At 62.2% G+C, this 16,885-nt stretch carries 15 protein-coding genes and 1 pseudogene; 7 read left to right on the forward strand and 9 right to left on the reverse strand.

What is annotated here, in order from left to right; translation table 11 throughout:
- Nucleotides 1–91: 91 nt before the first annotated feature.
- Nucleotides 92–785: pseudogene (locus NKJ13_RS00260) on the forward strand (molybdate ABC transporter substrate-binding protein).
- A gap of 47 nt (nucleotides 786–832) precedes the next feature.
- On the opposite strand, the gene NKJ13_RS00265 reads toward NKJ13_RS00260, so the two are convergent.
- Nucleotides 833–1,129, reverse strand: coding sequence for a DUF2934 domain-containing protein (locus tag NKJ13_RS00265; protein ID WP_352448358.1), 297 nt, complete (start codon nucleotides 1,127–1,129; stop codon nucleotides 833–835).
- Nucleotides 1,130–1,319: 190 nt separating this feature from the next.
- Between NKJ13_RS00265 and NKJ13_RS00270 the strand changes: the two genes are divergently transcribed.
- On the forward strand, nucleotides 1,320–1,670 hold the full coding sequence (locus NKJ13_RS00270) for a hypothetical protein (protein WP_352737517.1): 351 nt from the start codon (nucleotides 1,320–1,322) through the stop codon (nucleotides 1,668–1,670).
- Between the two features lie 309 nt (nucleotides 1,671–1,979).
- Here the strand turns inward: NKJ13_RS00270 and NKJ13_RS00275 are convergent, their stop codons facing one another.
- The 4 genes from NKJ13_RS00275 to NKJ13_RS00290 form a co-directional block, all read right to left on the reverse strand.
- Complete coding sequence (locus NKJ13_RS00275) at nucleotides 1,980–3,347, reverse strand: S1C family serine protease (protein WP_352737516.1); 1,368 nt, start codon at nucleotides 3,345–3,347, stop codon at nucleotides 1,980–1,982.
- A gap of 236 nt (nucleotides 3,348–3,583) precedes the next feature.
- The gene (locus NKJ13_RS00280; RefSeq protein WP_352776967.1) at nucleotides 3,584–4,093 is read right to left on the reverse strand and encodes a hypothetical protein; all 510 of its coding nucleotides are present in this window, start codon (nucleotides 4,091–4,093) and stop codon (nucleotides 3,584–3,586) included.
- A gap of 205 nt (nucleotides 4,094–4,298) precedes the next feature.
- Nucleotides 4,299–4,799: a trypsin-like serine protease gene (locus NKJ13_RS00285; protein ID WP_352737514.1), complete on the reverse strand. Its 501-nt coding sequence runs from the start codon at nucleotides 4,797–4,799 to the stop codon at nucleotides 4,299–4,301.
- On the reverse strand, nucleotides 4,769–5,395 hold the full coding sequence (locus tag NKJ13_RS00290) for a S1 family peptidase (protein ID WP_352506626.1): 627 nt from the start codon (nucleotides 5,393–5,395) through the stop codon (nucleotides 4,769–4,771). The genes NKJ13_RS00285 and NKJ13_RS00290 overlap by 31 nt, the downstream gene beginning before the upstream one ends.
- Nucleotides 5,396–5,787: 392 nt before the next feature.
- Between NKJ13_RS00290 and NKJ13_RS00295 the strand changes: the two genes are divergently transcribed.
- The gene (locus NKJ13_RS00295; RefSeq protein ID WP_352506625.1) at nucleotides 5,788–6,870 is read left to right on the forward strand and encodes a trypsin-like serine peptidase; all 1,083 of its coding nucleotides are present in this window, start codon (nucleotides 5,788–5,790) and stop codon (nucleotides 6,868–6,870) included.
- Between the two features lie 83 nt (nucleotides 6,871–6,953).
- Here NKJ13_RS00295 and NKJ13_RS00300 read toward each other — a convergent pair whose 3' ends face one another.
- From NKJ13_RS00300 to NKJ13_RS00310, 3 genes are all read right to left on the reverse strand, one after another.
- Entirely contained in the window at nucleotides 6,954–7,658 is a 705-nt protein-coding gene (locus tag NKJ13_RS00300; protein ID WP_352506624.1) for a DUF4760 domain-containing protein, read from the reverse strand.
- Complete coding sequence (locus NKJ13_RS00305) at nucleotides 7,655–8,035, reverse strand: hypothetical protein (protein WP_352506623.1); 381 nt, start codon at nucleotides 8,033–8,035, stop codon at nucleotides 7,655–7,657. Before NKJ13_RS00305 ends, NKJ13_RS00300 begins: the two co-directional genes overlap by 4 nt.
- A gap of 102 nt (nucleotides 8,036–8,137) precedes the next feature.
- Nucleotides 8,138–10,339, reverse strand: a complete 2,202-nt coding sequence (locus NKJ13_RS00310) for a caspase family protein (RefSeq protein WP_352506622.1) — start codon at nucleotides 10,337–10,339, stop codon at nucleotides 8,138–8,140.
- A 210-nt stretch (nucleotides 10,340–10,549) separates the two neighbouring features.
- On the opposite strand from NKJ13_RS00310, the gene NKJ13_RS00315 reads away from it, so the two are divergent.
- Nucleotides 10,550–10,954 carry a Fur family transcriptional regulator gene (locus NKJ13_RS00315; RefSeq protein ID WP_023721937.1) on the forward strand — a complete coding sequence of 135 codons (405 nt, stop codon included), beginning with the start codon at nucleotides 10,550–10,552 and terminating at the stop codon, nucleotides 10,952–10,954.
- Between the two features lie 110 nt (nucleotides 10,955–11,064).
- On the opposite strand, the gene polA is transcribed toward NKJ13_RS00315, so the two are convergent.
- The gene (gene polA / locus NKJ13_RS00320) at nucleotides 11,065–14,013 is read right to left on the reverse strand and encodes a DNA polymerase I (RefSeq protein WP_352737513.1); all 2,949 of its coding nucleotides are present in this window, start codon (nucleotides 14,011–14,013) and stop codon (nucleotides 11,065–11,067) included.
- A gap of 442 nt (nucleotides 14,014–14,455) precedes the next feature.
- Here polA and NKJ13_RS00325 point away from each other — a divergent pair, with 442 nt between their 5' ends.
- The 3 genes from NKJ13_RS00325 to NKJ13_RS00335 all read left to right on the forward strand — a co-directional run bounded on the left by NKJ13_RS00325 (nucleotide 14,456) and on the right by NKJ13_RS00335 (nucleotide 16,860).
- Nucleotides 14,456–15,841, forward strand: coding sequence for a M20/M25/M40 family metallo-hydrolase (locus NKJ13_RS00325; protein WP_352506620.1), 1,386 nt, complete (start codon nucleotides 14,456–14,458; stop codon nucleotides 15,839–15,841).
- 103 nt (nucleotides 15,842–15,944) lie between these two features.
- Nucleotides 15,945–16,565 carry a ribonuclease D gene (locus NKJ13_RS00330; protein WP_023675237.1) on the forward strand — a complete coding sequence of 207 codons (621 nt, stop codon included), beginning with the start codon at nucleotides 15,945–15,947 and terminating at the stop codon, nucleotides 16,563–16,565.
- 43 nt (nucleotides 16,566–16,608) lie between these two features.
- On the forward strand, nucleotides 16,609–16,860 hold the full coding sequence (locus NKJ13_RS00335) for a hypothetical protein (protein WP_352468327.1): 252 nt from the start codon (nucleotides 16,609–16,611) through the stop codon (nucleotides 16,858–16,860).
- Nucleotides 16,861–16,885 lie beyond the last annotated feature (25 nt).

The raw sequence follows: 16,885 nt of genomic DNA on the forward strand, positions 1-16,885 counted from the left end.
CGACGCTGAGCATAGAATGGCCGGGCAGCCGTGGAATGAAGGCTAAATGCGCATTGTAAGGAAGTCGTTTAGACCGATTCGGGGTTAGGCGATGAATCAGGAAACCCGGCTTTTTGGCGCTATTGCGGTCCGCCCCGCCATCCTAGCCCTCATACCCCAGTTCGAAACGGCCACAGGATTCACGGTTGCGGTCAGGTGGGAGCTCAATCCGACCGTAAAGAAGCAGATTGAAGCTGGGGAAGCTTTTGACCTCGTCATCACCAATCCGGACCTGGTTCAGGATCTGACTGCCTCGGGAAAGGTCAAGGCGGGGAGCCAGGTGGCGTTTTGGCCGGATAGCAATGGGGGTGGCAGCCAAGGCAGGCAGTCGACCGCTCGATATCGCGTCCGTGGAAGCATTCGAACAGGCGTTGAAGAGCGCCAGATCGATCGCCTACGCCGGTGAAGGAACCAGCGGTGGCTACTTCTCCGGCTTGCTGGAACGTTTGGGGATAGCGGATGAGGTGAAGCCCAAGCTGGTGGCCATACCAGGAGGGCAGACAGCGCAAGCCGTGGGCCGTGGGGAAGCCGAGTTGGGGGTCGTTCCCGTGACTTCGATTCTCGCGGCCGCTCCCGAGGTCGTGCTTGTCGGTCGGTTTCCGGCAGAACTCCAAAGTTACGTCGACTTCGCCATTGGCATCAGTGCCGGTTCAACGAACGCAGAAGCTGCCGAGCAGCTGTCGGAATTTCTGATGTCGGCAGCCGTTGACGACATGCTGGCGGCAAAGGGTGTCGAGCGCTGCTAAGAGCGTGCTTGATAAGCAGCGCTGGGAATCCCCTTCTCAAACACGCTCTAACTTTCGGCTGCCTTGAGGTTCCGCGCGGCTTCCTCCAGCGTCGCCCTGTCGTTGCCAAGCCTGTCGATCAGTTCTTGCGCCTGATCACCGGTTATCCCGGTGCGCATCGCCAGTGCCTCGACCGTCAGAACGTCGGAGCTGGCGATCGTTCCCGCCGGAACGTCCGCGTCGTCGAGGCCAAGCTCTTGCTTCGCCTGCTGCCAATGACGTTCATGCGCGCCATCCGGGCGGCCCTCGCGCACCCAGATTTCATAGGCTCGCTGCCGAATTTTTTCATGCCGATCGTCGTCCATGGCGGATCCTCCCTTGTGGCGTTTTCACCAACGCGGCGAGCGCCGGAACGATCCGATGTTGATGCCGAATTCGCAGACATGCCGGACAAAAGCCGGTTTCTCACCGAACAAACACCGGACATACGCGTTTTGCGGAGGAACCTGCACAGTGGGCCGGCCGTTGAGCCGAGCCTGAGCAAAGGAGATTACAATGGCCGACGAACCGAACGAATCCGCAGCACCGAAGATGACTCAACGTGAAGCTCAGGAAGCCCTGGAGAAGCAGATCGCGCAGCTGAGGCGCGAGATCAACAAGATCAACCGAACCTTGGCGGAACGCGCGGAAGAGGCGATCGAGGACGCCGGCGATTGGTATGGCAACGCTGCTGAGCGCGCCTCGCGGACGGCACAAGCCCTGCGCAACAGGGCGCAGACGGTGTCCGGGGTGGTCCAGGAGAATCCTGGGACAGTATCGTCCGCCTTCATACTCGGAGCGGCCGTAGGGGCGCTACTGGGCCTCGCCTTGGCCGCCACAGACCAGCGCCGCGATCGCTGGTTCTAGTCCCGATCTAAAGTCTGCCGCGCGTCGTGCCTAGATGGCAACTTGCGACGCGCCTCATTGCGATAGTTCGGCACGCCTTACGCAATCCATCAGCAGAGCCATTCGATGCTCTCTGGCGGGTGAAGGGTGACGGCGCAACTGCTGCGACCCGCGGATCAGCGCCAGGCTCCGAGCACGCGTCGCCTCTATCCTCGTGGAGCGAACGTCGTTGTACCCTTCCGCTGATGCCGGATGTCAATGCCGGCTTCGACGTGCTCGAGGGCCGCTTGGTCGCCGAACGAAGGGCGACGGCTTAGATCCGCTCCGATTTCACCGGAGGGACGCGGCATCGCAAACGTGCCATTTCATTTGATAGCCGTATTCGCCTTTATGGCCGTAGCACCATCCTGCCTTGGCCAATTCACCGTCCACGGCGGTACGTCGGTCGCAGGCATCCAGGCTGTCCGGATCGTCGCCCGAGCCGCCCCTACAGCGGTCATTCTCTCTGTACCATCGTGCAAGCAAACCCTTGACGTCCGCACGTACGGGACGAATGACACTACCAGATTCACGCAGAACCACGCCTTGGTCGACATCGACGGACATGAAAAAATCTGCAATGCCGGCGGCTGTTTTCTGTCTCTTTTCGCTCTGTACTTGCCAGTCTACAATGCCGTTTATTGTACAGATTGACCCGACGCACTGAGCGGTGAGGGAACCGTCTCGGATAGAATATCTGCGGACCGGCCACCGATCAGCGAACCTGCGTTTTTCTTTAATTACGTCTACGGCCGACTGCATCTTGCCGTAATAAATCACTTGGCCTGAGTATGCCGAGTTCATGTAGACAAAAGCTGTAGCATTGTCCGAGGACCACGCAGCATGGTACCTGTAGGCGAACGCCTTCGCCTTTTCGATAGCACTTCCCGACGTGCCCGGGATTGTTTCGGGGTCCTTGTCGGTCGGCACAGTGGGCTGAACGGCGGTCACAAATACAGGCGCTGAGCCGTGGCAAAGGATCTGAGCCGTCGCCGGCGCGATCTTGTCAGCAAGATCGGCTGTTGACAGAATCGGGCCTACCGCATCGTCAGCCTGAAATTCGACGCTGCGACTTTGCAAAAACAGTGCGAGCAAGCTGGCTCGAACTGCAAAGTTTACGTTCTGAGGAGCGACGCTGACGTCTCCAGTCGCGCCCTCCCTAAGCGTCGCTGCAGTAATGCCTATGAGGCTGCCGCTTTGATCAACGAGCGGCCCTCCAGAATTTCCTGGCTGGATCGGAGTCGAGATCTGAAGATACCGAGTATCGTCGCCAATGCCGAGGAGCGAGTTCACATTGCCAGTCGTGATCTTCACCGAGCTGGAAAGTACAGGTGCAAGAGGGTAGCCGAGCGCAGCCACATCCTCGCCCAAGCGTGCCGGGGTGCTGCGAATAGAGATTATTGCCGGCGCAGTCCCAGGGCTGTGGATTACGGCGAGATCGTTCAACTCGTCGCTCTTCCATTCCGATGTGTCGCCGCGGCCAACAACAGTTACGCTGGCGCACTCTTTCAGGACATGGGCGTTGGTGACAAGCCAACCCTCATTGTTGACGAAAAAACCGGTGCCTGAAGCGATTAGATCGGGCTGCGCCGCTTGCCCGGTGCCGACCAGCAGAAGCAGCGACGCTATACCCCACGCGACGAGATTACCGGCACTCATTGCATTACCCCCGCCAAAGCTTCGCGCTTTCGCTCGAGGTCGTCAACCGCCATGGGCATCGGAAGCGGGCTGCCACACGTTCGTTGCGATCAGATCGACGCGGACAGCCCAATGTGGCAGCGGGAAAGCGCGGAGTGCCACGCCCGGCGGCAATGGCATGCACCGATCTGGCATTCCACATGCTGTCGGGGCATGGGCACTCGGAAGGATACGCGGCGGTGGCCATGAAGAACCATTCACGCCGGCGGCAACGGTATATCTGAAAGCCTGCACCCGTCTATCACCCGCTGCATCGCCGTAGTCGAGCCGCGCGAGCTGAACGACGCGGAATCTTGGTTGCCGCCAATCTCATAGCCGACGTTGACTTTCGCCTTTGAGTTTTTGATCTCCTGGATAGCAGCCATCAATTCCGGCGACCGTCCAACCGCAACGACGCCGGCATAATTGTCATTCCATGTCCGCATCGTCGCTTCGAGCTTCAGAGGAGTTCCGCCGCTTCCTTGAATATAAAGGGTGGCCGGCGCTTCGGGCACATCCTCGAATTCCTTTTTGCGAAGGACGTACGCAACAAATAGAGTTTCCTTACTGTCACATTGCACGACTAAGGAATCGTGTGGTCCGCCTTCGGTTGCAATTACTTTGGTTACGCCAAACACGTCGGGACCCTCCGTGCTCGCCTGCCATGCAAATACCGGCTGAATACTACTGACCACAGCTGCCGCTGACAGAAAGAATGCTTTGAACATTTTCAGAATCCTCCACCCGCGCAAATAAAAGCAGAACAGGTGAAGGTTGTCGACGGCCCAGGAAGCTGATTTCATTTTGTTCATGCGCACGGCGGCGCCGGTCCCGCTTCCGTGACCCAAGGCATCGAGCTAAAATTAGCTAGCCGGAAAATGTCGAAACGGCGGGATTGCTCCCGCCGTCCATTGTTTCGGCAGGCGATTCTTACTATGGCGTGGCCGGTTTCTGAGCCGTGCCGAGGGCCGCCTTGGGCGCTGCCGGCGCAGGCGCTGCCGTCTTCATCTTCTCCTCGATCCAGCCGGTGTAATTCGCCAGCCGCGTGTAGATGCCGTAGGCGTTCTTGTGGCCGCAGGCGGTGCTGCCGTCGGCCGGACCTTCGCCCCAGCTGACGACGCCAACCTGCACCGGACCATCGGCGCCGGTCATGAACAGCGGTCCGCCGCTGTCGCCATTGCAGGCGTCGCGCTCGCCGCTGACGGTGCCGGCGCAGATCATGTTGCCGGTCAGCGGATCGGCCATATCAGCAGCAATTGCATTGGCGGCCGCCTCGATGCCCCTTTCCGAGTAACGCATGCGGCGGGCGAGCTCGCCGAGCGCAGCCTTCAAATCACGCGCATAAATCGCCCTGATGCCGTTGTTGCAGGTTGCGTTCGGCTGGAGGTCCAAGTCGGCAACCATCAGCGCGGTGGGAAATGTTCCGTCCTGCATCTTGCCCCGCCGGTGACCGTGGTCTTGCCGGCGTCGGGGGTCGGCTCACGGGCAATCTTGATGGTCGGGGCATCGGCCGGCTCGGCCAGCCGGATCAGGCCGAGATCGTTGTCCAGCGTCTGCTCGCTGTAGCCCTCGTTGACGATGATCTCTACCGCCTTGTAGCGCTTGCCCTCGCTGAGATCGGTGGCGCCGGTGAGCACGGTGACCACATCAGGCGAAATCGGCTCGCCGTCGTCGTTGAGGCAGTGCGCCGCCGTCAGCACCCATTGCGGCGCGATCAGGCTGCCGCCGCAGAACTGCGCATTCGCCTGCGAGGCCGGACTTTCGTCCAGTTTGCCGGTGGTCAGCAACGCCACCTGGAACGGATAGGCGCCCTTCTCGGCCTCTTTGCCGCCGTAGACGCGATCGGTGCCGTCGGGGTTCTCCGCCTTGGCTTTTGCCCTGGCCTCGGCCACGCGTTTCATCGGCGAGATCGCCGCCTCCGGCCGGGCGGCCGCGTCCGTGGCATGAACGGAATTGACGACCGGCAAGGCCGCCGCGATGGCAAGCAGCGAGGCTGCAGCAATCGGTCTGAACCTATGGATGATCTTCACCTCGAACCCCCTGAGACGATGTTCCGACAGATCAGCCTCGACGCGTGATCCACTGAAAGGGGAACCGGCCGGTGAGCCGATCATGCGCCGATGTGGAGCGTGATCCGTCAAAAAACCGAGTACCACTTTTGCTAAATCGTGGTGTCGAGCCAAACCCGCCCAAATCTATAATCCCCCACGGGCTATGTGGAAGCAATTTGTCGTTGCCAATGTTGGATTATTTTAGGCAGTATACCGTTGCGGGCATTTTTGGCGGGGACCTAAACTGGCTGCACTGAATAATGGCCCGGTAAAGGCGCCGGCAACCAAATTCATTTTTCGGCGCCACCACGATCTCGACAATATTTCTATATCTTGATCCAGTCCTTGCTGACTTTTGGGAGAGTCTCACCATGACAAAACTGACACAGTGCATTATTGCGTCCGCGTTGCTTTCCACCGCAATGTGGGCGGTTCCTGCCTTGGCTGCCGAGCCAGGTTCCGCCAACGCCGGCAACGGCGAAAGCATGCGTGACGTGACATCGGGCGATTACAAGCCTGGCCGGGCGAAACCGATCGCCCCGCCGAAACTGACCGAGGACGAGGCCAACCGCGCCGCGCCGCTCACCGACGAAGCAACGGCCGTCAAATCCTATGGCATCGTCGGCCGCTCCGCCGATGGCAAGGACATCAAGATCGATCCGAACGAGACGCTGAAGGACCTTGTCATCAAGGAAATGAACGCGCCCGCCGAGGGACAGAAGTCCCAGAATTCCGGGCTGAGCGGAGGCGAAGAGGCCGGCCGCCAGGTGTTCGGGACGGACGACCGGGAGCAGATCAAGAATACCAAAACCTACCCGTTCACCGCGATCGGCTACCTCGAAGGCAAATCGAAGAGCGGCAGCTATGGCAGCTGCTCGGCGACGCTGATCGGCCCGCGCACGGTGCTCACCGCGGCGCACTGCCTCTACAGCCACGAAGACAAGGCCTGGCTGGACGATATCCTGTTCGTGCCGGCTCTCAACGGCAAGACTGCCGACGACGCACCGTTCGGCGCCTTCACCTATGAAAGCGCCTATATCGTCCAGGGCTTCATCGACAATTATCAGGGCTTTTACGGCTCGGTCGTGCCATGGGATCTCGGCATCGTCACCTTGAAGCAGGATGTCGGCACCAACCTCGGCTGGCTGGGCTATGCCGATTATGTGGATCTCGGCGACTTCACCGCCAACATCGTCGGCTATCCCGGCGACAAGCCGATGGGCACGATGTGGAAGGCGACCTGCGAAGTGCTCGCCGAACACATCGCCACCGAGTATTTCCAGTACGACTGCGACACTTATCCGGGATCGAGCGGCAGCTCGGTCTACGCTTATGACAATGGCTCAAAGCAGCGCGTCATCACCGGCGTGAACGTGGCCGAGAGCCCGGATGCCAACACCGCCGTGCGTCTGAACGCCATCAACGTCCAGTGGATCAACAGCCTGTACAAATAGGCCTGCAGAGTTCCCGCCGCGATCATCGCGGAGAACTAGCCGGCGGCGGAGCATTTCCGTCGCCGGCTTCGCATTTTTCGGGATTATCTGGACTGGGCCGAGGGTGGCGCCTGGCGGACATAGTTCTCGATCGGCTGGGCAAAAGTCGGTGAACCGGCCTTGCGCTCCTTGTCGATATAGCCGGCAAAATAGCTCCAGAAGGAAGCGGCATAGTCGCGGAAATAGGAGTCGGCGACCTCACGCGAGCACAGCCCGCCTTCGACGCAGGAGGAAAGGCGGTTGAGGAAATAGACGATGCGGTCGAAATTGTCGCTGAACTCGGCAAGCGGCATGTCGCCGCCGGTTGCGCTCATCGCTTCGATGCCGATGCGTTGTCTGAACACCTGTTCCTCGGTCGGCGTCGGATTGGCACTGAGCAGATTGCCGTATTTGGCGTTGAGCGCCGCCAGGCGTTGCTTGAGGGCCCGTTGCGCCTGCTGGTAATCCTTGCTTTCCCAGAGCTCGACCAGCGACATCGTTTGCTCGACGCGCTTCTGCTCCTGGTTCGCCAGGAACTGGTAGACCGAAAAGATCAGGGTGAAGATGATCGCCAGGCGCACCAGCAATCCGGACCAGGCATAGACGAGCATGCGCCAGTCGCGATCGGTGAATGGGTTCGCCTCCTTCTTGACCTCGTGATTGCTCACCCACGGCAGGCCTTCGACGGTTTCCGGCAGCGACACCGGCTTCTTTTGCGGCACCGGCGCCGTCACTGCCTGCTGCGTTGCGTTGCCCCCCGCTTTCGTCATCCGCAGCTGTCCAGGTCTATGGTGGCGGACGGGTCGAGCACGATGCCCGGCGTCTCCAGCTTCTTCTTCAGGCAATCCAGCTGCGCCCGCGAAACGATGAACTGCACGTCAGGCGCCACCTGCGCCTTGCCCGGCGACGGCAATGGTTCGACCACGCCGCGTGAGGTGCAGCTGCTGAGATCGACGATGACGGCGGCGTTGCCGGTTTTGGCGATCTGGTCGTACTGGTCGAGAAAGCAGCTCGCCAGTTCGGAATTGATGACGACCTCCTTAGCGCAAAGGCCGCAAGCCTCGTCCGCCGAAGCATTGGCGGCCAGCAGCAGCCCGGCGACAAGACCGGCGGTTGTTGCGCGCCACGAAAATACGATCCTGTTCACGAACGCCCTCATCCGTTCCGTTCGGCCGCCGACAGCAGCGGTCGAAGAATGTTCATTATCAGCCGATTAGGCAAGAGGCCCGGCCGGGCACCTGACCCCGCCTCAGGCGCGCGGCACCGTCTCCATCGGGAAGATCATCACGGCGCCCTTCGACCCCTTGTCGTCGGTGAGCCGCATGGCCGAACGCGTCGCCGGCGCCCTGCCGATATCGGCCAGCATATCGGAGAAGTTTGGTTGTCCAAGTCCGCGCGTTACAGAGACAACGCCCTCTTGCGCCAGGAAACTCAGATCCTGCTTCTCGCTCTGCGGCGGTGCTTCGGTCAAGACGGCGATCATCCGCTCCATGCCGAAGCTGGTGTCGGTGAATTTGAACAGGCCTTCCTCGAGCACGGCGCCTTCGGTCAGGCGCTCGGCAAGAAAATGCTGGATGGAATAGTCGGAGCCGACATAGAGCACGTTGATGTCGACCAGATCGGTCGAACCGTTCCTGGCCAGCACGTGGACCTGATCGTCGGGCGAAACACGCGGCACCGTCGACGGTTCGATCGGCTGCAGCGTGTCGCTATCAAAACGCTTGATCCGGAACTCGACGCTGACCTCTTCCGGCCGATAATCGGAAGCGGCGGCCAGCCTCGACAGGCCGATGGCGCGGAAGATTTTCGTCAGGTTCTTGGCCGCTGCATCGACCAACTTTTCGCGGTCGTCCGGATGAATGACGATCATCGGCGGCTTGCTGCCCTCCTTGAGCGTCATGTCGCCCGAAGCCGGCAGGAACCACAGCGCCGGCGCGTCGGTGGCATCTTCGGCGGCGCCGGCAATGGCGTTCTCGCGCAGCACGGCGAGACGCAGATCTGCGCTCTTGCCCGGCTCGACCAGCGCGATGTGGAACCCTGAGTTCTCCCTGGCCGCCAGATCGTCGAGAACCGAGTTCGCCAGCGCGGCCTCTTTCTCGAGGCCTTTGGTCGCCGCCGGCCGCGCAATCACGAGCTTGTAGTCGACGGCGAGCTCGGCGAGCCGGGCATAGGCATTGGCGGGGATGTCGGCCAGCTTGATCGCCGGCTTGCCGCCGAACTCGACCGGCTTGACCCGGCTTTCCAGGTTTTTCGCCGACTGCACCTGGAGATAGCCAAGCGCGTTCGACAGCGGCGACAGCGCCGAGGGCAATATTGCGAGCCTGCTGCCTGGGGTGAGGCGATGCAGCAGTCCGGCGCCGATCGTGGCTTTGTCGTTCTCGATGACGATCGGCCATTGCATGACCGCGTCTGTCTTGTCGGTGCCGAAGACGCGGGCGTCGAGTTCCCCTTCGAACAGCGGCGTCGGCCGGGTGCGGCCGTCCGCCGAATATTGCTGCAGCACGGCCTGGCCGAGCTGGCGGTAGGTGATGTTGGGATTCTCGGCCAGTTTCGACAGGATGGTGAAGGTGAACAGCCCGAATCGAGGCGCATCGGCCGTGCCCTTGGGCAGCGGCATCTCGGGCGTCGTCTCCACCGTCTGCGCCGCGTAGAAGGCGACCAATTTGCCTTTGGTGGTCGGCTCGGCGCCGGTCGGCGTCAGCTTGAAGGCCGGCTTGCGCTGCCCGTCCTCGTCAAAGCCGCGCGGCGCGGCCGACGCAATCTCGTCATAGGCTTTCACCGCAGCCGCCCTGGCAGCGTCGTCGCCGCCGACCAGATCGGCGAACTCGACCTTGCGTTCCAGCTCGTCGTCGACCTCGGCGGCGCGCGTCGCAGTGCCGGAATGGCAGCAGTCGAATACGGCCCAGATAAAGGCGCCCTTGTCGCGGATAGCGTCGAGCGCGGTGCCGATCTCGTTGTCGACCAGCGCATTGGGCACGCCCGTTTCGCGGTTGACCCATTTGTCGATGTCGGACGGCAAGAAAATCTCGTCGAGGCCGTCCGTCTCGTCGCCCTTGTTCGCCGCCGGCTGCTGCGCGCCGTGACCGGACAAATGCAGGTAGACGAAATCGTCACGCTGGACCCTGGCGGCAAGGTCGGCGAGTGCTGCCTTGATCGCCGCATGTGTCGGCGGTCCGTTGGCGCCTTCGACATCCTTGGCGAGCAGCGCGACGTTTTCGGCTGAAAACTTCACCGGCGCGGGCGTGTACTTCAGGAGGTAATCGCGCACCAGGCCGGCATCGTTCTTCGGTCCGATCAGCCAGTTCTTCTTCGGCAGGTTCGGATAATCGGTGCAGGCAACAAGCAGCGCATGGTAGGTGCGCGCCGCTGCGAATGCCCGAAACGGCACCAGGCCGGCAGCGGCCAGCGCGGACGTGCCGGCAAGCAGCGTCCGCCGCGTCACCTTGATCATGATTGCTTCCCCAAGCCCGATCGAATCTTCAAGCACGGCCAGCCTGGCCGAGGATGTCAGTATTTTGAATATGGGCGTCGCCGGCCAGCCGACCATCGGCTGCGAATACAAACAGTAGCAAAAAAGGCAGTTCGTCGCTATCTCAGTGGAAGAGGCCGGATTGCATGCCTAATGGCAGCGATCGGCACGGAAGCGGCTTGGAACGGGATCATGGCGGCAAGGGATGTACTGACGAAGAACCAGCTTTGCGTTCTCGAGAAACTCGAGGCCGCCAGCGGGCCGCTCAGCGCCTATACGTTGCTCGACCAATTGCGCGAGCGCGGTTTTCGCGCGCCGCTGCAGGTCTATCGGGCGCTCGACACGCTGGTGAAGTCCGGCTTCGTGCACAGGCTCGAAAGCCTCAATTCCTTCGTCGCCTGTGCCGAGCCGCACGACCACAGCCATTCGATGACGGCGTTTGCCATCTGCGACAGCTGCGGCCAGGTGACCGAGTTCTCCGACCACGATGTCGGCCACCGGCTCGACGAATGGGTGCGCTCGACCGGCTTCGCCGCCAAGAAGGCGGTGATCGAGTTTCGTGGGACTTGTGCGAAGTGTTTGGCTGAAGCGGCTTGAAGGCCGGTTAGGCCGCAACATAGCGGTGGCGACCTTTTGATGTCGGCAGGACAGAGGGGGCGCGAAAGATCGCTACAGATTACAATTGGTCGGCCGCGGACGTCCGCACGCTAATGCGCCTCTTCCCAGTTGTCGGCGGCGCGGGCGTCGACGTGCAGCGGCACCGACATCGACACCGCCGGCATGGCGGCGTTCTCCATGACGTGGCAGACGACCGGGATCGTCGCCTCGACCTCGGCTTCGACGGTCTCGAAGACCAGCTCGTCATGCACCTGCAGCAGCATGCGGGCGGAAAGCTTGGCTTTTTCCAGGGCATCGTCCATGCGGATCATGGCGCGGCGGATGATGTCGGCGGCGGTGCCCTGCAGGCGGGCGTTGATCGAGGCGCGCTCGTTGAAGGCACGGACCGAAGGATTTGACGATCTGATTTCCGGATAGTGGATGCGGCGGCCGAAAATGGTTTCGACATAGCCGTGCTCGCGGGCATAGGCCTTGGTCGCATCGATATAGTCGCGGATGCCGGGGAAACGCTCGAAATATTTCTTGATGTAGTCGCCGGCTTCCTCGCGCGCGATCGACAGCTGGTTGGCGAGGCCAAAAGCGGAAATGCCGTAGATGATGCCGAAATTGATCGCCTTGGCACGGCGGCGCACTTCCGAAGGCATGCCTTCGACCGGCACGTTGAACATTTCAGACGCGGTGATCGCGTGGATGTCGGCGCCGTCGGCGAAGGCCTGCTTGAGCTGCGGGATTTCGGCGACGTGGGCGAGCACGCGCAGCTCGATCTGGCTGTAGTCGGCGGAAACCAGCTTGTTGCCCTTGTCGGCAATGAAGGCCGTCCTGATCTTTCGGCCCTCGACGGTGCGCACCGGAATGTTCTGCAGATTGGGATCCGAGGACGACAGCCGCCCGGTCGTCGTCGCGGCAAGCGCGTAGGAGGTGTGGACGCGCTTGGTGTCGGGATGGATGAAGCCGGGCAGCGCGTCGGTATAGGTCGATTTCAGCTTGGTCAGCTGGCGCCAGTCGACGATCTTGCGCGGCAATTCATGGCCTTCGGCGGCGAGGTCTTCGAGAAGCTGCGCCGAGGTCGACCACTGGCCGGTCTTGGTTTTGGAACCGCCGGGCAGGCCCATCCTGCCGAACAGGATGTCGCCGAGCTGTTTTGGCGAGCCGATGTTGATGCGTTCGCCGACCAGCTGGTAGATTTCGTCCTCGAGCCGTGCGGCACCCTGTGCCAGTTCGCCGGAGAGCCGCGACAGGATCTGCCGGTCGACCGAAATGCCGCGCTGTTCCATCCGCGCCAAGACCGGCACCAGCGGCCGTTCCAGCCGTTCATAGACCGAGACCAGGCCCTTGGCGGCAATCCGTGGCTTCAGCACCTGCCAGAGCCTGAGCGCGACGTCGGCGTGCTCGGCGCCGTAAGCCGTCGCCTTGCCGAGGTCGGCCTGATCGAGGCCGACGAAGCTTCTTCCCGAACCGGCCAATTCCTTCAGCGGAATGGTCGCGTGGCCGAGCCATTTATCGGCCAGCGCCTCCAGGCCGTGGCCACCGTGGGTGCCGGCCTCGAGCACGTAGGAGATCAGCATGGTGTCGTCATAAGGGCCGATCTCGATGCCGTGACGGCTCATCACGACAAGGCGGTATTTCATGTCGTGCACGATCTTGAGGACGGATTTGTCCTCGAGCAGCGGCTTGAGCAACGCCAGCGCGTCGCGGACCGGGATCTGGTTTTCGACCGCGCCGCCGCCGAGCAGGTCGCCATTGCCGTTTTTATGGGCAAGCGGCACATAGGCAGCATGGCCAGGCGCGACGGCCATGGCAAGGCCGATCAGTTCGGCCCGCATCGGATCGGGCGAGGAGGCCTTAACGTCGAAGGCGACGATGCCTCTCTCCATCGCCTCGGCGATCCAGACCTTCAGCGTCGCGGCGTCGCGGATGCAGGCGTAGGCGCTGGTGTCGATCTTGCGGGTGGTCGCAGCCTCCAGGCGAAGCGCCGAAAGCAGGGATGGGGTGTCGCCTTGCTTGGCTGCAGCCGGAGCCTCGAGCGCCGCTTCGTCCGGCGGCGGTGCGCTCTCGGCGGCCGCGGGCAGGCCAAAACCCATATCGGGGCCGTGCGCGGTATCGGCACGCTCTATAGTGACGGGGGTGGCTGGAACATCGCCCGCGTCGGTTCCGGTCGCTTCGGCCACGCGGCGGGTCAGCGTCGAGAATTCCATGGTCTTGAGAAAGCCGATCAGTCTGGGGCCGTCCGGCGCATGCAACACGAACTCGTCAAGCCCTTCGGTCACCGGCACGTCGTTCTTCAGCCTCACCAGGTCACGCGAAATCCGCGCCTTGTCGGCATTGGCGATGATCGATTCGCGCCGCTTGTCCTGCTTGATCTCGCCGGCGCGGGCGAGCAGCGTGTCGAGGTCGCCGAACTGTTCGAGCAATTGCGCCGCCGTCTTCGGCCCGATGCCGGGTACGCCCGGCACATTGTCGACCGAATCGCCGGTCAGCGCCTGCAGGTCGATCATCTTCTCCGGCGGCACGCCCCATTTCTCGATCACCTCGGAAACGCCTATCTGGCGGTCCTTCATCGGGTCGTACATGGCAACCGTCGGGCCGACCAGCTGCATCAGGTCCTTGTCGGAGGAGATGATGGTGGTGTCGGCGCCGGCTTCGCAGGCAAGCCGGCAATAGGTGGCGATCAAATCGTCGGCCTCGTAGCCTTCCGTCTCAAGGCAAGGCAGGTTGAAGGCCCTGGTCGCCTGGCGGATCAGGCCGAATTGCGGGATCAAATCTTCCGGCGGCGCCGAGCGGTTGGCCTTGTATTCGGGGTAGAGATCGTTGCGGAAGGTCTTCGACGAATAGTCGAAAATCACGGCGAAATGCGTCGGCACGATGCCGACATCGGTGTTGCGGGCGTCCTGCGTCAGCTTCCAGACCATGTTGCAGAAGCCGAGCACGGCACTGGTCGGCAGCCCGTCGGACTTGCGGGACAGCGGCGGCAGCGCGTGATAGGCACGGAAGATGTAGCCGGAGCCGTCGACAAGGAAGAGATGATCGCCTTTTTTCATGGCACGAGGGATAGCGCGGCGCAGCGCCGCGGTCCATGCCAAAGGCGGCTTGCGCCAAGGGTTCCGGCAACACCCTGACAAATGGCGTGCGAGCTTGGCCGGCCCTGGCGCTTGGCCGCAGCTTTGTTCGCTCACGCCTATGTTACAAAAGTGTAATTTTTGTGCCCTTGAATCGCCACGTTCGCAGACACAGATAAAACGCATCGGCAGTTTTCGCCGAAGTCCGGAGCAAGGCCCGTCCCCCGCCTATCCCGGACACTTGCGGCAGCCTATCCCCCCTCTCCGGGCTGCCGCATCGTTTCGAGTAAAGGCCGCCGTGGTTCCCCTCCACCACGGCGGCATTTTTTTGCCGTTGGACAGGAAGCTGTGGCCCAACGGTCGCGGGCTTTCCGTTTCGCCGCATGGACTCTAGATTTGCCGCCAGAATCGAAAGGCCCGCCAGATGTCCGCAGTTTCCCCTGTTCTCGACCGCCTAGACAAGAACTTTGACCAGAGCCTGGAACGCCTGTTCGGCCTGCTCGCCATCAAGTCAATCTCCACCGATCCGGACTACGCCGCCGACTGCCGCAAGGCCGCCGAATGGCTGGTCGCCGAGCTCAAGCTGATCGGCTTCGACGCCAGCTTGCGCGACACGCCGGGGCATCCGATGGTGGTCGCGCATCACGATGGGCCGGCGGGCGCGCCGCATCTGCTGTTTTATGGCCATTACGACGTCCAGCCGGTCGATCCGATCGAGCTGTGGGAAAGCGACCCGTTCGCGCCGGCGGTTAAGGAGATCGAGCCCGGCCACAAGGTGATCACCGGCCGCGGCGCGGCCGACGACAAGGGCCAGCTGATGACCTTCGTCGAGGCCTGCCGCGCGTGGAAGCAGGTGCATGGCGGATTGCCGTGCCGAATCACAATCCTGTTCGAGGGCGAGGAGGAGTCCGGATCGCCGTCGCTGAAGCCGTTTCTCGAGGCGAATGCGGACGAGCTCAAGGCCGATTTCGCGCTCGTCTGCGACACCGGCATGTGGGACCGCGATACGCCGTCGATCTGCGTCTCGCTGCGCGGGCTGGTCGGCGAGGAGATCACGGTGACTGCCGCCGACCGCGACCTGCATTCCGGGCTCTATGGCGGTGCGGCCGCCAATCCGATCCGCATCCTGGCAAAGATCCTGGCCGACATCCACGATGCCGATGGTCACGTCACCATTCCAGGTTTTTATGACGGCGTCGAGGAAACGCCGTCGCAGATATTGCAGTCGTGGCTGTCGCTCGGCGAGACGGCCGAGACCTTCCTCGGCCCGATTGGCCTGTCGATTCCGTCCGGCGAAAAGGGCCGCTCGGTGCTCGAGCTCACCTGGGCGCGACCGACGGCCGAGTTCAACGGCATTATCGGCGGCTATACCGGCAAGGGCTTCAAGACGGTGATCGCCGCGCAATCCTCGGCAAAAGTCTCCTTCCGCCTGGTCCACAAACAGGATCCGGAAAAAATCCGCGCCGCCTTCCAGGCATTTGCCAGGCAGCGCGTGCCAGCGGACTGCTCGGTCGAATTTCATCCGCATGGCGGCTCGCCGGCAATCCAGCTTTCCTACGACTCGCCCTTCCTGGCCAAGGCCAAGCAGGCGCTGTCCGACGAATGGCCGAAGCCGGCGGTAATAACCGGCGGCGGCGGCTCGATCCCGGTGGTCGGCGATTTCCAGACCTATCTCGGTATGGAATCGCTGCTGGTCGGTTTCGGCCTCGACGACGACCGCATCCACTCGCCGAACGAGAAGTACGAGATGAGCTCCTTCCACAAGGGCCAGCGCTCCTGGGCGCGCATTCTCGAGGCGCTGACACGCTGAAATTGCGCCAGACTCAAGTTTTTGTTGATTTTTCGCCGGATCGCGGCAAGGACGGGCACGGTCCGTCGCGCATCGCTGCACGGGGCCGCGACCGGAGAAGACGATGAGCGACATACGTTTCCACAAAAACGATCTGCCCGGCCTGCTGCATTACGATGTCGGGGCGGTCGCCATCGACACCGAGACGCTAGGGCTGAACCCGCATCGCGACCGGCTCTGCGTCGTGCAGATCTCGCCGGGTGACGGCTCGGCCGACGTCATCCAGATTGCGCCCGGCCAGAAGAAGGCGCCGAACCTCGTCAGCCTGCTCAAGAACCGCAGCATCACCAAGCTTTTTCATTACGGCCGCTTCGATCTCGCCGTGCTCTACAACGCCTTCGGCGTCATGCCGGAGCCGGTGTTCTGCACCAAAATCGCGTCGCGGCTGACGCGCACCTACACCGACCGGCACGGGTTGAAGGACATCTGCTTCGAGCTTCTCGGGGTCGGCCTGTCGAAGGCGCAGCAATCATCCGACTGGGCAGCCGAGACGCTGTCGCCTGAGCAGCTCGAATATGCCGCCTCCGACGTGCTCTACCTGCACCGGCTGCGCGACGTACTGAGCGCGCGTCTGGCACGCGACAACCGGACCAGGGAGGCCGATGCCTGCTTCCGCTTCCTGCCGACGCGTGCGAAACTCGACCTGATGGGCTGGGATGAAGAGGACATCTTCGCCCACAGCTAATGGCCTTCTGGCACTTTAACGCCGTCGGCCGGGAGGAATTGAAATGGCTGCGCGAAAACCAATCGAGACGGCACCCAAGGACGGTTCCAAGATCACGGTCTACTGGCAGGACAGCGACGGCGTGATGAACGAGAGCATCGCGCAATACCGTTCGCTCGACCGGCTGAAGGCGGCCGGCGGCGACTGGGACGAAAGCGATGCCGGCTGGTGGGCCTATACGGACGGCCATACGCAAAGGAAGATCGAGCCAATCAGCTGGCGGCCGGCCTCCGACGACCCGGACGCGGACGACTGAGGGTTGTCGCAACGGTCGAACTCGG

This window comes from Mesorhizobium sp. M0174, assembly GCF_040322275.1.
Lineage (GTDB): Bacteria > Pseudomonadota > Alphaproteobacteria > Rhizobiales > Rhizobiaceae > Mesorhizobium.